Annotated in this window: 12 protein-coding genes; 7 read left to right on the top strand and 5 right to left on the bottom strand. The window is 43.0% G+C overall.

What is annotated here, in order from left to right:
* Window positions 1-6: 6 nt before the first annotated feature.
* Complete coding sequence (locus F6J90_RS10430; protein WP_008184397.1) at window positions 7-450, bottom strand: Rrf2 family transcriptional regulator; 444 nt, start codon at window positions 448-450, stop codon at window positions 7-9.
* A gap of 644 nt (window positions 451-1,094) precedes the next feature.
* Between F6J90_RS10430 and F6J90_RS10425 the strand changes: the two genes are divergently transcribed.
* Window positions 1,095-1,508: an AbrB family transcriptional regulator gene (locus tag F6J90_RS10425; protein WP_071104037.1), complete on the top strand. Its 414-nt coding sequence runs from the start codon at window positions 1,095-1,097 to the stop codon at window positions 1,506-1,508.
* A gap of 474 nt (window positions 1,509-1,982) precedes the next feature.
* Here the strand turns inward: F6J90_RS10425 and F6J90_RS10420 are convergent, their stop codons facing one another.
* Window positions 1,983-3,326, bottom strand: coding sequence for a glycosyltransferase family 39 protein (locus F6J90_RS10420; protein ID WP_293092727.1), 1,344 nt, complete (start codon window positions 3,324-3,326; stop codon window positions 1,983-1,985).
* A gap of 571 nt (window positions 3,327-3,897) precedes the next feature.
* Between F6J90_RS10420 and F6J90_RS10415 the strand changes: the two genes are divergently transcribed.
* The 5 genes from F6J90_RS10415 (at window position 3,898) to F6J90_RS10395 (ending at window position 11,066) form a co-directional block, all read left to right on the top strand.
* Window positions 3,898-4,095 carry a hypothetical protein gene (locus F6J90_RS10415; RefSeq protein WP_293092725.1) on the top strand — a complete coding sequence of 66 codons (198 nt, stop codon included), beginning with the start codon at window positions 3,898-3,900 and terminating at the stop codon, window positions 4,093-4,095.
* Window positions 4,096-4,344: 249 nt separating this feature from the next.
* Window positions 4,345-6,270 carry a cation:proton antiporter gene (locus F6J90_RS10410; RefSeq protein WP_293092723.1) on the top strand — a complete coding sequence of 642 codons (1,926 nt, stop codon included), beginning with the start codon at window positions 4,345-4,347 and terminating at the stop codon, window positions 6,268-6,270.
* A gap of 849 nt (window positions 6,271-7,119) precedes the next feature.
* Complete coding sequence (locus F6J90_RS10405) at window positions 7,120-9,210, top strand: serine/threonine-protein kinase (protein WP_293092721.1); 2,091 nt, start codon at window positions 7,120-7,122, stop codon at window positions 9,208-9,210.
* 149 nt (window positions 9,211-9,359) lie between these two features.
* Window positions 9,360-9,527 carry a hypothetical protein gene (locus F6J90_RS10400; protein WP_293092719.1) on the top strand — a complete coding sequence of 56 codons (168 nt, stop codon included), beginning with the start codon at window positions 9,360-9,362 and terminating at the stop codon, window positions 9,525-9,527.
* A gap of 69 nt (window positions 9,528-9,596) precedes the next feature.
* Complete coding sequence (locus tag F6J90_RS10395; RefSeq protein WP_293092717.1) at window positions 9,597-11,066, top strand: ammonium transporter; 1,470 nt, start codon at window positions 9,597-9,599, stop codon at window positions 11,064-11,066.
* Window positions 11,067-11,286: 220 nt separating this feature from the next.
* On the opposite strand, the gene F6J90_RS10390 is transcribed toward F6J90_RS10395, so the two are convergent.
* Complete coding sequence (locus F6J90_RS10390; RefSeq protein WP_293092715.1) at window positions 11,287-11,736, bottom strand: roadblock/LC7 domain-containing protein; 450 nt, start codon at window positions 11,734-11,736, stop codon at window positions 11,287-11,289.
* Window positions 11,737-12,344: 608 nt separating this feature from the next.
* Window positions 12,345-12,506, bottom strand: a complete 162-nt coding sequence (locus F6J90_RS10385; RefSeq protein ID WP_293027304.1) for a hypothetical protein — start codon at window positions 12,504-12,506, stop codon at window positions 12,345-12,347.
* A 144-nt stretch (window positions 12,507-12,650) separates the two neighbouring features.
* On the opposite strand from F6J90_RS10385, the gene F6J90_RS10380 reads away from it, so the two are divergent.
* Window positions 12,651-14,027 (top strand): transposase, encoded by a 1,377-nt coding sequence (locus F6J90_RS10380; RefSeq protein WP_293092713.1) that lies wholly within the window; start codon window positions 12,651-12,653, stop codon window positions 14,025-14,027.
* 508 nt (window positions 14,028-14,535) lie between these two features.
* Here the strand turns inward: F6J90_RS10380 and F6J90_RS10375 are convergent.
* Window positions 14,536-14,811: a hypothetical protein gene (locus tag F6J90_RS10375; protein ID WP_293092711.1), complete on the bottom strand. Its 276-nt coding sequence runs from the start codon at window positions 14,809-14,811 to the stop codon at window positions 14,536-14,538.
* Between the last annotated feature and the right edge of the window lie 30 nt (window positions 14,812-14,841).

The raw sequence follows: 14,841 nt of genomic DNA, 5'->3' as shown, positions 1-14,841 counted from the left end.
ATTGATTCAAACAACGAAACTGGTTTCTTCTCCCATAGCCGCTTGCCAACTACGGGCATCATAATAAAGATCCGCAAGAGTTATAGTGTACAATGCTTCTTTAAGCTTTTGATGCAAACGATGCCAAAGTGTAAATGTAACCCAGTCTTCGGCTTGACCAGCGTCTGGGGTATGGTGGGGTAGTGGTTCGATGGTTTCACCCACTGCTTCTAGGATTTTGCCGAGGGAAATTTGTGTGGGTTCATGGGCTAATTGATAGCCTCCTTGAGCTCCACGAACTGACTTGACTAAGCCAGCACGGCGCATCTCAATCAGTAGTTTTTCTAGATATGGAGCTGGTAGACCTTGCCGTTTAGCGATCGCTCTAACCGATGTCGGTCCATACCCTGGTCTTAGGCTCAGATCTAGTAGTGCCTTAACACTGTAGTGTCCACGAGTGGTGAGCTTCATAATAAAATAGCAATCCAATCGGAAAGTGGACGTGGGAGTTAACGGGACAATTTCTTTGAAAGACTAAAGTCGGAAACGATTTTATGACCTGTTTAAAGATCACGCTCGTTTAATCCACTCAGCTATCAGCATCAAGAGCAGGGGGAACCAAGGAACCCTCTCATCCTGAAGACTATACTTTGAGCGGTATGCTTTTAGCTATCGGCTTCAAGCCAGAAGCTTATATCTTAGACTATCAATGGCTGATAGCTGATAGCCCGTTGGCTGAATGCTAAGCTCAAAGAAACTATAAAATACTGTCACCCAATGGAGATAGCCATTGACTTGTGACAGGGATGGAAAGTACAGGTGGCTGGTGGGGAAATTGCCTACAAGAGTAGCCCATACTCTTTTAGACAATTTTCCCGTGACCCTAGGCAATTTTCCGGTGACCCAGATGATCGGAGTTGTTCACGACCTATTCACAACCTATTGCTGTAGTTGAACGGTAGTTAAAAATTTACTATTAACGAACACAGTTGACACTCTGGGTGTAATATAGTCTCATATACTGATATTAAACTAAGATTTTGTTATCTTAGTTGACAGTCAGTCCAGTAGAAATGCTGGATACCACTTAAGTCCTTAGTATTAGATTCAAGTTGATGGCTAGAAAGAAAAACATGGCTGCTCCGACGCCTCCTCTGAAGGGCGAAGCATTGCTTGATAAAGTAAGAGAGCTAGGTAACCTGAGCAAAGAAGAAAAAGCTAGAGCCTGTGGCTACTACACCGTGACAAAAAACGGAGTAGAGCGAGTCAATATGATGAAGTTCCTCAATGCCCTTATTGATGCGGAGGGGATTGAATTAGACAGCAAAGTCAATGGCAATGGTCGTGGCGGACGCAGTGCCAGCTATCGGATTAGTGTGCAGTCTAACGGCAATCTTCTGATTGGCTCGGCTTACACGAAACAAATGGGTTTACAACCAGGGGACCAGTTTGAAATCACCCTGGGACGCAAGCACATTCACCTTAAACAACTTGATGAAACAGAAGAAGAAGCACTTGAGGCATCCTGAGCCGAATAGACAAGGCTTAGAACGCCGTAATCGGTAAATGTGCTGTCGCTCAAAACGTCAGCATTCTCCCGTCAGTTATCAGCATTAGCGCTACTTGAAACGCTGTGCTTGCCAGCCATTCATGATGCCCTCAAGAGAACCAATCCACGAGGCTTTAAACGGTAAGCGTGGTTTGAAAAGGAGCCCATAAGCTTACTCTCTTGATAAACCCAGGCTCCCAAAACATTAGCTGTTTGCAAAGCCGGAAAGTAGCGCGTCAGCTGACTGCTGATAGCTGAATGCAAACCCGATCACTGTCTGTTACGAAAGCGGTGTATCAATTTCCATCCCCATTTATCGAAACTTCCCAATCTAGCTTTTAATCACTCAATTGGGATATTGTTTAAAGAACACCCAGTCAGGGGCATCATCAATTCTTCTGGCTGGCTTCAATTTCCATTGCTCAAGGAGACCAGTATTAAGCAATAAGTTGAACTAGATAAGCTTTTGCCAAATCCCATGGTCAGAAGACATCAAAATCAGTAGTGAAAGATAGGTTCCCCAGAATAAAATTACCATAAATTGTCTATCCCGTCGGGCAACCAGCATCCCTGCTATAACCATGGTTAAAGGGACACAAGCGAAGAACAGCCAGGAGCTGAGGTCAGAAGCTTTCGTAATCCCGAAGTGAAGCATCATAGTAATGGTAGCAACACCTAGCAGACTCAAACCAATACTCCAAAAACGGGGATAAGATTTGCTAGAAGGCCAATGCCAAATATCTGTCAGTTGGGCTCCACCAGCAAGGGCTAATGCTGGGTAAACTGGCAACACATACCCAGGCAATTTAGTGGCAAGAAGGGAAATGGCGATCAAGTAACCGCCAGCCCATACCAGTACCAATTTAGCCCAGCCCCAATGGCGATTCTGCCAAGCCTGCTGTAACCAGTAGCAAAAGAACAGTAACCAAGGTGCGGAAAATTTTAAGATTTCTCCCAGGTAATACCAAGGGAGGCGATTTTGCCCATCCACTGCTGTCCAGATCGGGCGTAGGGACTCGTAGAGAATGGCTTTAGTTGTAGTAACGGCTCTTTGATCCTGTACCAGTAATGGAACAGTGTACCACGCCAGAGCAGGACTATACCCTAAGAGCAATCCCAACCACCAATAAGTAGACGTGAGGAGTCTGGGCGTATCCCATGCTAGAAACAACAGAGCGATCGCTGTGATCAACAATGCCACCAGGATCCCCTTAGTGAGGAAAATCAAGCCTAATCCGATCCCCGCTGCCAGTGACCAGCGTGAGTCCCGACGCGATCGCAACACACACCACATCATCAACACCACAAAGCACAGATTAGCTCCATCCAGGATTGCCATACGCCCATAATGGGCTATTGGTAAGAAAGTTAGGTAAATCAAGCTAGAGAAAATAGCCTTCTGACGGCAGGGGAAGATTTCTGTAGCAAGACCATATACTAGCAGTACCGACAGAACACTGAGGATGGCACCAGGTAAGCGCGTAGTCCACTCGTTGACACCACCAAACTGATAAGCCACCGCAATTAGCCAGGCTAGTAGGGGGGGGTGTTCAATTAGGGTTTCACCTTCAAAAGTTGGGTAAAGCCACTGCCCAAATTCCCCCTTTGCTGAAAGTAGTTGAGTAGCAAGATGACTTATGCTTTGCTCTACCCCTTGCAACGAGCCACTGCCCAAATTGATGCTAAACAACAATAGTGCTGCCAGGAGTAACCCTAACAGCGACAATCTCTCAATCCAGCGTTGAGTTCTACGTATGCGGTTTCCCGAGCCACCCCAAGTAAACGTTTTATGATCCATAAATTTACCTTTACCTTTACCTTTACCAATAATTCATAATTAAAGCTAGAAGTTTAACAAAAAACCATTAACGAAGCTAATTTTACCGTTCCCCACCAGACCACGAGCCATCATCCAATTTTTCGGTTCTACTTGGGGGATTATCCCAATGCTGCTAGCCATCCTATCTAATCTACTAACCCCGTTGTCTGGTGTTCTTCACCACAGCAGTACAATTTTTACCTTTAACCTTTCAATTATGTCCGAAAACTAATCGTCTCTAACTAATCGTCTCGCGCGAGCGTGAACAGGCAATTCTGTTGAAGCTGTTTACCGTCAGTGATGGAATGTCCGTTGTGGAACTGACGGTGCTAAACTATCCAGCATGAATTAAAACTTAACTTTTTTTGAAATTACCAATCAACGTATAAAAACCTTTGACCTATGAGTAGTGTCAGCTATGGCTCGAATTAATGATTAGATTGGTGACCAATGGCAAAGTCTGACAATTATACACAAGATAAACACAATATAAACAAAACTAAGATGACCTGGTAACAGACACTCTCAAACCTCCCCATGACTATTTACAGTGGCTCAATCTTATCTCCGGGAGGAACTATTGCTCAGCAATCGTTTAAGTAAGGCACAACAGCAAACAGCTTTGCTTATAGTCTTGAGTAATTCAAACTTGAGTTTTTCTCAAGACCTGTTGCCAAAGTTAAAAAATCTTCTCCAGAATCCTTACCTGTTCACTGTTCCGAAGTTCCGAAGTTGCCTATTTGTGTAATAAGTCCTATGAAAGTGATACACTACCAGGACACAAAGGGCATGCTTAAGATAGGCTATAGACGGTTTTATTACTGTGACCTATAGCTCAGTCATTGACCATCGACTGCTACGAGCAATGTTCTAGAACTGACCTCAAGTTCAGATTCACTGCTAACCCGATCACTTGTTGACCAAGCCAGCCCATGGAGTTGAAAACAGAATAATGAGGAATTTCTACCTAAGTTGATCACTTGCGACACTTACGCATATGGAAAGCTCATTTGAACTAACCCTACAGATGGTTATCGCCATCTTTGCTGGGATCAGTGCCCAGGTAATGGGTGAGTATTTAAAAATTCCCAGCATTGTCTTTTTGCTGATGTTTGGCACTCTACTCGGACCAGATGGCTTCGGTCTTTTGCACCCACAGAAGCTAGGGGTTGGTCTAGAGGTAATTGTTGCCCTCTCAGTGGCAGTTATTCTGTTTGAAGGAGGGCTCAATCTAGATCTCCGGGATCTGGGCAAAGTGTCTGGTAGTCTGAGAAATCTCGTTACCATAGGAACACTGATTACTCTGTTAGGAGGTGGCATGGCGGCTCACTGGCTAGGGGAGTTTCCTTGGCCGATTGCTTTTCTCTATGCCTCTCTAGTGGTGGTCACCGGACCAACGGTGATTAGCCCTCTGCTAAAACAGGTGAAAGTGGATCGACGTGTAGAAACCCTCCTAGAAGGGGAAGGGGTTCTCATTGATCCAGTCGGGGCAATTCTGGCCGTGGTTGTCCTGGACACAATTTTAAATAGTGATGCTGGTGCAAATGCAGCATTTCTGGGTCTAGGTCTTCGTTTAAGCATCGGTGCTATTATTGGGGGCTTAGGGGGCTGGTTAATGGGGTTTCTTCTCAAGCAAGCACGCTTCATCTCAGAAGAACTCAAAAACTTGGTGGTACTGGCTGGCATGTGGGGTTTGTTTGGCTTGGCTCAGATGGTTCGCTCTGAATCCGGTTTGATGGCAACGGTAGTGGCTGGAGTAGTGATGGGAGCGTCTGACCTGCCTGAAGAGCGCTTGTTGCGACGCTTCAAGGGACAATTAACTGTCCTTGGGGTTTCCATGTTATTCGTACTGCTCTCCGCTGACCTCTCCATCGCCAGTGTGTTTGCCCTAGGCTGGGGCAGTATCTTTACTGTCTTGGTGTTGATGTTGGTGGTGCGCCCCATCAGTGTGGTGGTTTGTACTTGGAATAGTGATCTCAATTGGCGGCAAAAATTATTTGTGTCGTGGATTGGTCCTAAGGGAATTGTCAGTGCTTCTGTGGCTTCCTTGTTTGCCATTCTCCTAACGGAACGGGGGGTTAATGGTGGTGACTCCATTAAAGCCTTGGTATTCCTGACAATTATGTTGACGGTAGTTTTACAGGGTTTGACCGCTCGCTGGGTCGCCAAATGGCTAAAACTTAACCCAGAGGAGGAGGCAACTGGTGCTGTAATCATCGGTTGTAATTCGATGAGCCGTCTGATTGCTCGTTTGTTTCAAGAGCGAGGAGAGTCTGTTGTGCTGATTGATACAGACCCAGAAGCCTGCCAAAAAGCAAGGGACGAAAATCTGCGGGTTTTCCAAAGCAGTGGTTTGGATGTGGATGTTCTAGAAGAAGCTGGCATCGAATCGGTGGGAACGTTCCTAGCAATGACCAAGAATGGTGAGATTAACTTGGTATTGGCTCAACGAGCAGCGGAGGAGTTTAATCCACCGCGAGTCTTAGCTGTTTTTCCTCGTGACCCCCAAGTCAATAGCAACAATAATAAAACCAAGGTTAATCAGGCCTTCATGGCACAACTACCTATCAAAACTTGGATCCAGTACATTAATGATGGGCAAATCAAGTTGGGCAAAACCACTCTCAAGGAAGCTGGATTTGGTTTTCAGCGAGCTCATCTACAAGCCTTAATTCGCTCTGGAGAACTGGTACCTTTGTTGATAGAGAGGGACAAAAGTTTTCAAGTGGCGAGTGGCAATGAAGATTGGCAACCAGGGGATAATATTATTTACCTGCTCCATGACCCTAGACCAAAACTTCTGAAGCGTTTATCCGGTGGGACGTCTTCGTCTCGTCTGGCTCTGGAGAAGCTACCCAAAGTCGAGGAATTGCCAATTGCTACAGGGGCATCGAATTCAACAGTAGATGAAAGTGTGAATTAGCTGTATAGCAAAGGTAACAGCGGATCATCGGAACAGGGACTAGGCAATATGGCATCAAAAATTATCACAATTCCTACACGGATACCTGTTGCACCTAGAAGCCAAATAATGCTATTAGATGATAATGGCATTATTTGGTTGATAATCCAATAAAATTCACAAAACCTGTTATCAGGTTATCCAATCAGGTGAAATCCTTACATTTCGGCAACTGTGCAATAGCATGATCAGCAATTGCACAGTTAGACATTGACTTTCATTAAGGTGAATTTTGAAGACTTTTTGGTAAAATTCAGGAAGCATTTCTATTTTAGGGTTGTCCACTAGACAACTCTATTCTTTTTTGGGTTCGTTTGCTCAAATCCTTATCCTATCTACTTTTCACTCTTCTTGTCACCCCCTGAGCAGGTGCGGAAACAAGTGACCCAAACAGCCCCTCAGCCCTTCTCCGGGACCCCAAGTCTCCTTCTGTTAACAGTTCACTTTAATTTGATCCGACTACTTAAATTAAGAAAATCAGAACATATATCAAGCTATATATAATTTACATCTATCTTGGGTAGTATATAGCGTTGGTCATACTTATGAGGTAGGAGGTAAAAAGAGCAGAAAGCAGACGCTAATTGCTTGATTTGCTGGTGTAAGTGCAAAACTCATTCAGCTTTAATAACCAGAGCCTAGATCTGAATGTATTAACTTAAGCTTCTAGTTAAATCAGGGGTGTTATCTAAGACGATTATTAAGTAGTTTTTAGGAAGTATTTTTGAGCTTGTCCAATTAAAATTATCTTAAAAAACTATATTAATATCCATATTTACTGTCACAGATAACAAGCTATCCAATTAGGAAATGACCCAAAACAATAATTATCGGGAAAAGCAACAAGAGCAGCTAAATCAGCTTCTGAGTAAAGATAATCGCTATAAAGTTGTAAAATTATTGGGTGGAGGAGGCTTTGGGGAAACTTGGGAAGTAGATGACCAAGGTACGCCAAAAGTATTAAAAGTTCTGCACCGCGAAAGTCCCAAGGCTATAGAGTTATTTAAACGGGAAGCGGAGGTACTCAAAAAGCTAAATCATCCAGGAATTCCTAAAGTCGAGCCAGATGGCTACTTTATTCTCCCGCAAGAAGGTGGGAATCAGGATTTGCACTGCTTAGTGATGGAAAAAATTGAGGGGTTGGATTTAGAGAAGTGGCTAGAAGAGAATGGCTATCAACCCATCACACAAGAGCAAGCGATCGCATGGTTGAAACAACTGGCAGAAATCTTAGTTCTAGTGCATGAGCAGAATTGGTTTCACCGGGATATTAAACCTGCTAACATCATGCTCAGACCTAATGGTCAGTTAGCTTTGATTGACTTTGGTGCAGCGAGGGAGGTGACGGATACCTATTTTGAAAAGCTTCAAGAAGGAAATGTTACAGGGATTGTTTCACAGGATTACACGCCGCCAGAACAAGTTAAAGGTCAAGCTGAGTATAGGTCTGATTTCTTTGCCCTAGGGCGTAGCTTTGTCTGTTTACTGACAGGCAAACTACTCAAGCACTTTGGCGCAAACGCAATCACAGGTAAGCTTGAAAAGAATTGGCGAGACAGCGCGACCCAAATATCTGACCCACTGGCAGATTTAATTAATGATCTAATGGCTCCCTCACCAGAGCGGAGACCTGAGAATGCCCAAGATATTCTACAGCGCTTAGAAATAATTGATATCGAGTCTTCCATTCTCTCAATTCTGTCAGTACTGGGTCAACCAGCAAGATTGATTGCAGAGCCGATTCTTAAAAGGAAAATTCGCAAGTGGGCAAAGCAGAGCCGGATTCCTCACATTGCCCTCTACGGTAGAACAGGAGCGGGTAAATCATCTCTGGTCAATGCCATGATGGGAAAGGAGGTTGCTAAGGTTAGGGTAGATAAACCGGAAACCCTAAACCCTGAATCTTACCCATGCGAGCGCAATGGACGGAGCTTAGAAATTGTAGATTCCCGTGGTGTAGGGGAAAAGTCCAAGAACGATCCAGCATTCCAGTCAGCAATTGACTACATTGTTGAAAAGAGAGTAGATATCCTTTTATTTGTTATTCCAGCCAAAGAGCGAGGGTATGTCGCTCAGGATGTGGAGTTTCTAACCACGCTGCGCCAACAGCACCACCAAGCCCATAATACAGAACTGCCGATTATCTTGGTGATCAACCAGATAGACCTGGTTGAGCCTGCCCGCCAGTGGAATCCACCTTATGACCTGAGTTTAGAATCTAGGGCTAATTCCAGAAAGCCTAGTAATGCCAAAGAGCAGAAAGAAATTAATATTATCAAGTGCATTAAAGCAAGACTCCATGACTATCACCAACTTACTGATAGTTATGTTCCTGTTTCTGCCTGTTGGCAGGAGTACGAAGACACAAGGTATAACATCGAGCAACTAGAACTAGAAATATATAAAAATATCTCTGACGATGCTGCTAAATACGGTTTTGGGGGAGCAACTGCGGGCATCCCACTCAAGAGGATCATAGCCAATAAATTTAAGTTGACCGCAGCCTGGTTTACATGGAGTGCGAGATTTGTTCCCTTTGTAACAAAATTTATACAAAATTTGCTGGTCAGGATGATTGCCAATATTGCTATTCCTGACCAATACCAAAGTATTACGGTCCAAACATTCCTGGAGCAGTTGGGTGTTAAAGGAACTCAAATCAATTTCAATACTGTGGCGATGACTTTAGCAATTGGTGAAGCAGCGATTAGCTATTTTATTGAGAATCACTCTATAGAAGAAGCTAGACAAGCTTTTGTACAGGAAGAGAAAAGTCGGCAAACAGAACTAAGAGATGCAGAGCCGGAAGATGTGATGGAAATTCTGCGAAACATTGACAGGGAAATTAGCGAGCGTTACGGAATACCGCCTTTATATAAAGACGACAGTGATATTACCTAAGCCTATGGGCTACGGGAACAGCGAACGGGTGCATCTCATATTTGAAAATGTTCTGTAGGGTGCGTTAGGGATGGACTAGCCCTGATTTTCGCATTAGCCAGTATTGGAACAGTCCATCCCGTAACGCACCACCACGTTAAACAACAAAAGTGAGATGCACCCACAGCGAACAGCGCTCAGCTGACAATAAACCGCTTTTGGGAGAATTGAATAGTTCGAGATTTTATCGAATGATTTTTCCCCTCTTACCTCTTCTTCACTGCTCCCTGCTCCCTGCTCCCTGCTCCCTGCTCCCTAAAAAAATGTACCTCACCTAATTTAAAACAGCCATAGTTGAATACTTACCTAAATATTGTTTATTTTTCGCTACTATATTGATACCAAAGATGCTGACTATAAAAAAGTTAAAAATCCAAAAAAAATGGCGGTTGCCAAGTTGGAAATTCTGCTTGCCGTTAATAGCCACAATCTTACTATTGTGGGCTCAAGCTGCCCTTGGCGAAAATAATTATAACGATTCAGGTGAGCAATTAGACACCATGAATAATACTATCTGGGTGTTACTTGCCGCTTTTCTGGTGTTTTTTATGAATGCTGGTTTTGGCATGTTGGAAGCTGGCTTTTGCCGTTATAAGAATGCTGCTAATATCTTGACCAAAAATTTGTTAGTATTCTCTATTGCTACACTAGCATTCTGGGTCTTGGGGTTTACCCTAATGATGGATGACTCTTTCTTAGGTGTTATCGGAGGGCTAAAAGGACTATTGTTGAATGAACAGGGATTCTTTCAATATAAGACAAAAATAACGATTCCTCTTAAAGCAGCATTTTTTTTTCAATTAGTTTTTGCTGGAACCGCCGCGACGATTGTATCTGGAGCGGTTGCGGAGAGAATTAAGTTAAAAGCATTTTTATGGTTTAGCTTTTTCCTGGTCGCTCTTTCTTATCCCATCACTGGACACTGGGTTTGGGCACCTAACGGTTGGCTCAAACAGCTAGGTTTCGTGGATTTTGCTGGTTCAACCGTAGTTCATGCAGTTGGTGGTATGGCAGCTCTAGTGGGTGCTTGGCTATTGGGACCACGTAAATACCGACAACAGGACGGTCAAATCGTTTCCCGCTATAAAGACGATGGTACTAAGGAACCTATATTTCCCCATAATCTCAGCATGGCTACTCTAGGTTGCTTTATCCTTTGGCTGGGCTGGTTTGGCTTCAATGGAGGTTCACTGCTAAAAGTTGACCATGAACAAATAAGTCACATTCTGCTAACAACCAACATTGCTGCAGCAACTGCTGGTCTGACAGCGGCTTTTACAACCTCAAGGCTAAAGTACTTTAATAACAAACCAGAACTGTCTATGATCATCAATGGAGTCTTAGGAGGTTTGGTTAGTATTACCGCATCCAGTGCCTATGTCGAACTATGGGCTGCTCTTGTCATTGGTATGGTAGCTGGAAGGTTAGTTGTTTTATTAGTTTACCTCTTCAACCTGTGGAAAATTGACGACCCAGTGGGTGCAATATCAGTTCACTTAGGTTGTGGCATCTGGGGAACACTGGCAGTGGGCTTGTTTAGTAACAAGGATAGATTGTGTACGGATAATGACATAAAAATAGAAACATTGATAGGAATTTGTGGTACAAAATTTGATGGGATTCCATTCCAATTAGTAGCTCAATTGATTGGTATCGTTGCTGTTCTAGGGTTCACCTTTCTTTTTAGTTGGGTCACTTGGTCAATACTTAAAGCGCGAATAGGCATTAGAGTTTCGGACGAGGATGAGCTCAAGGGTTTAGATCGGCAACTGCATGGTGTAGATGCTTACCAGGGTTTTGAAAAAAGAAAAGTTTAGTGGATAAATAAGTGTGATAATCCGCAATTATGGCTCTTTGTTACCTGTTATGCTTAACTTTTAAATTCAATTGCCTAAAACTATTACTGTGTATAGCTTTTAAATTTTGATAATTTAGTTTTTCGGCTAAATAGCATCTCAATGTCTAAAAGTATTTCTAAGCAATACTTTTAGACATTGTTTTTGGTAAATTAGCAGAATAATTCCGGAAAAACTACCATTATCTACCAAATAATCCCTGGTCATCGTCGTCATCGTTATCTTCGTTATCAGTTATTGTTTCTCCATTATTAATAGAGGAGTTAGGATTGATATAAGTCTGAAGCTTTGCCAAAATTAGCGCGATTTCACCCTTTAAAAGCCCTCGGTTTGTATTGGTACTGGCTTTGACTAACAAGAAAATGCTCGGAGCACATACTAATAGCATGATATAGCCGTCTTCGGTTTCAACATAAATCTCTTTAGTGTTGTTCCAGTTCAATCGCTTACAAATGCGTTGGCTGAAGTCATGTGTTATCCCAGCTATGATATTAGGCTTGCTCTCGTCCCAATCTCCGATGGGAGGTTTGGTGATCAGCTCCCCGTCTTCGTAAACAAGGACAACTCCTTGAATGCCAGTTGCATTGTTAGTGAATTCTGTTAGAGTGTCTTGGATTTTTTTAATATCCATACTTACCTGTTACCTTCCTGAATTATCTATGTATATGGTGGATTAGTCTACAATTTAACAAATTTAATTTATTAGATATTTATCTATCGGTAAAAAATGGGCAATAATTCAGAAACTAACTGTTCGGATTTCGTCTAACATTTTAGCACTTTAGTCACTTAATCAAGGAAGGTTTAGGAAAATTGTCTTGACTATATTCCTGGTGGTTGCCAATAAATTACGTGGTTTTAAACTCTGATTTTTGTAAGATATAAATCAGGCCATTGATTGGTATGAATGCACCCTTCTTTGTTAGTGCCAAAACCTGATTCTTTGTTTCTATTAACTTTTCTGAGGGTGGGGTGATTAGTCCGGACAGAAAACGTTAAAGTACAGAATTTGGTCAAGCATTGGGGTTAACCCAAACTTGACCGATTTTTTTTGATTGCTATCAAGACTTCCTGAAATGTGAGAACCCCGTGGCTTTAGCCCGGGGTCAGAAGTTACCGCAAGAATAAGGCAGCCTTTATGGTTGATCGGTTACTCGTCCCAGGGTTAAAACTTTGAGGCGCGACCCATGGCGAATTTAATTCGCCTATGGAAAGCGCGCCTCCATGATTAAGGCTGCCTTATTCTAAGGTGTCGTCTCCGGGATGAAACACAGAGACTGGAAATATCGGCGTCGTGTCTTCAATCTGGCTTCTGACCCAACGCTCTATAAATTCCCCAACGCTTGTTCCTGACTCTTTAGCTGAAAGTTGCAACCATTTCCACGCGGTATCTGTAAGCATGATGCCGTGTGTCTTTTTTAGTTCATTATAATGAACTGGAACCCCTCTCAATATTAATTGAGATTTAATCTGATTTTTGCTTGATATTGTTAGAATTTTCGAGTATAATAAAGCTATGGTAACAAAAGAGGTCGAGGTTATCAAATGCATAAGACAATACCAGTAAAAGCTAACTTTTCAGACGAAGAAAAAGTTTTCTGGGAATTTCAATGTAGACAAGCCAATAGTTTGTTTAATTGCGCCATATATTACGCAAAACAGAAACATTATCAATGGTTAGAAGAACAAGAAGCTTATACTACTTACTGGCGTGGCGATGAATTAAGAACTGGATGGAAAACGTATAAGTGCGGTACTAAATATCCTGAGTTGGATAAAGCATTGAAAATGAGTCCGCACTACAAAGGAATGGCGGCTCAGTCTGCTCAACAGACTTTAAAAACTGTAGGGGAAGCAATCACTAGTTACAATCAACTTGTTGGACTCTATTACAAAGGTCAAGTAGATAGACCTAGGCTCCCTAGGTATAGAAAGAAAGGTGGTTTGGCTGCTGTTACTTTTCCACGACAGGCTTTAACTTACAAAGAAGGATTGTTTTACCCTTCGGTTAGTAAAGAAAGCAAACCTGAATTGCTGACTAAAATTGCCTTATATCCGCCTGATTTTCTAGACTCAGATTGGGTTAAAGAGGTAACCATTAGACCTTACTACGGGCAACTTTGGATTGACTGGGTCATTGAGGACGGAAAAGAGCAAGTCAAAGAAAATCCAACTTTAGATTATTCCCAAGCCATGGGTATAGACCATGGTGGAGATAACTGGTTAACCTGCGTTTCGACCTTGGGGAAAAGCTTTATTATTGACGGTCGAAAGCTAAAGTCTATGAATCAAGGGTATTGTCGCCTAGTAGCTAAGTACAAACAGGGAAAACCTCACTTTTACTGGGATTCAAACCTTGAACGGGTTCAGAGAAGACGCAACAACCAGATGAGAGATGCCATTAATAAGACGGCTCGATTTATCATTAATCGCTGTCTCGCTGATGGTATAGGAAACATAGTAATAGGTTGGAATGAAGGACAAAAGCAGCGTTCCAATATGGGGAGAAGTGGCAACCAGAAATTTGTGGCAATTCCTACAAAAAGATTAATTGAAAGACTTAAACAACTTTGCCTTGAATATGGGGTAAAATTAACAATTACTGAGGAAGCTTATACAAGTAAGGCATCTTTCTTGGATGGAGATTCATTGCCAAAAATAGGTGAAAAACCCAAAAGCTGGATCCCATCAGGTTTTCGGGTTAGACGTGGCCTTTATAAGACATCAAAAGGAAACCTAATAAATGCGGATTGTAATGGTGCCGCCAATATTATTAGGAAAGTAACCACACAGCTAGGAATCAACCTAGCCAAGGTGGGTAGAGGGATTTTGACAGTCCCACATCGGTATGACATTTTCAACTCCATGAATAAATCATACCGAAGAAGGAGTGGAGCAGGATGGGTTCACCCTCCTGCGTAACATCCTTTGAGAATCCCCCGTGCTTTAGCCGGGGGAGATGTCAAATATCTGAGGCTGATCCAGAATAATTCTGGTCACTGTTGAGGGGCTAGAAATGCGATGCTCCAAAAGAGCCGCTACGCGATGCTCCAAAAGAGCCGCTACGCGAACGCAAAAAATCCCCACCAGATTCTGGTAATCTCATAACCATAGATTACAACTGCTCCGTCTACTATAGCGCTGCATCGCTGTTCCCTGTTCCCTGTTCCCTATTCCCTACTCCCTGTTCCCTACTCCCTATTCCCTACTCCCTAGATACACCAGGGGGAAGGCGCAGAAGAAGGGAATCTGGCGATCGCCTAATTCTACGCTACCCTGGGAATTTCGCAGAGGTACTAGGGCGTGTTTTCTTGCCTCGGAGATCCCCCATTATCCCCCTTAAAAAAGGGGGACTTTGAGTATGGCTCCCCCCTTTTTTAAGGGGGGCTGGGGGGGATCATAATCTTGCGGAAAACTTTGAAAACACGCCCTAGAGGTTAGCCGTAGGCGACAAGTCCCGGTATCGGACTTGATTTTTTCGACCCATCTCTATTCGAGTTGCTCGGTGGTCATTTTCTGGGGGTTGAATCTCGCCATGATTGCTGAGGAGAGCAATAACTATGAAAGCTATTGCTACGCAAACAAAGATCACTGATCCAGGACGACTTTCGTTGATATAGCGTTCACGATTGCACTTTAGGCAGACGTAATGATCTGCGTTTTGAGAATCCTGAATCCAGGAACAATACATCTGATCGCATTTCATGATTATAACCCTGCACTCCAGACTAGAATA

Source organism: Moorena sp. SIOASIH (assembly GCF_010671925.1).
Classification (GTDB): Bacteria; Cyanobacteriota; Cyanobacteriia; order Cyanobacteriales; family Coleofasciculaceae; genus Moorena.
Note: the sequence above shows the minus strand (reverse complement) of the source record. Positions and strands in the feature narration are given on the sequence as shown.

Excerpts from the sequence above, each read along its gene's own strand:
- F6J90_RS10395 (WP_293092717.1), top strand. The coding sequence starts at position 9,597 with ATGCTGACTATAAAAAAGTTAAAAATCCAAAAAAAATGGCGGTTGCCA.
- F6J90_RS10385 (WP_293027304.1), bottom strand. The coding sequence starts at position 12,506 with ATGCTTACAGATACCGCGTGGAAATGGTTGCAACTTTCAGCTAAAGAG.
- F6J90_RS10430 (WP_008184397.1), bottom strand. The coding sequence starts at position 450 with ATGAAGCTCACCACTCGTGGACACTACAGTGTTAAGGCACTACTAGAT.
- F6J90_RS10420 (WP_293092727.1), bottom strand. The coding sequence starts at position 3,326 with ATGGATCATAAAACGTTTACTTGGGGTGGCTCGGGAAACCGCATACGT.
- F6J90_RS10425 (WP_071104037.1), top strand. The coding sequence starts at position 1,095 with ATGGCTAGAAAGAAAAACATGGCTGCTCCGACGCCTCCTCTGAAGGGC.
- F6J90_RS10380 (WP_293092713.1), top strand. The coding sequence starts at position 12,651 with ATGCATAAGACAATACCAGTAAAAGCTAACTTTTCAGACGAAGAAAAA.
- F6J90_RS10410 (WP_293092723.1), top strand. The coding sequence starts at position 4,345 with ATGGAAAGCTCATTTGAACTAACCCTACAGATGGTTATCGCCATCTTT.
- F6J90_RS10375 (WP_293092711.1), bottom strand. The coding sequence starts at position 14,811 with ATGAAATGCGATCAGATGTATTGTTCCTGGATTCAGGATTCTCAAAAC.
- F6J90_RS10390 (WP_293092715.1), bottom strand. The coding sequence starts at position 11,736 with ATGGATATTAAAAAAATCCAAGACACTCTAACAGAATTCACTAACAAT.
- F6J90_RS10405 (WP_293092721.1), top strand. The coding sequence starts at position 7,120 with ATGACCCAAAACAATAATTATCGGGAAAAGCAACAAGAGCAGCTAAAT.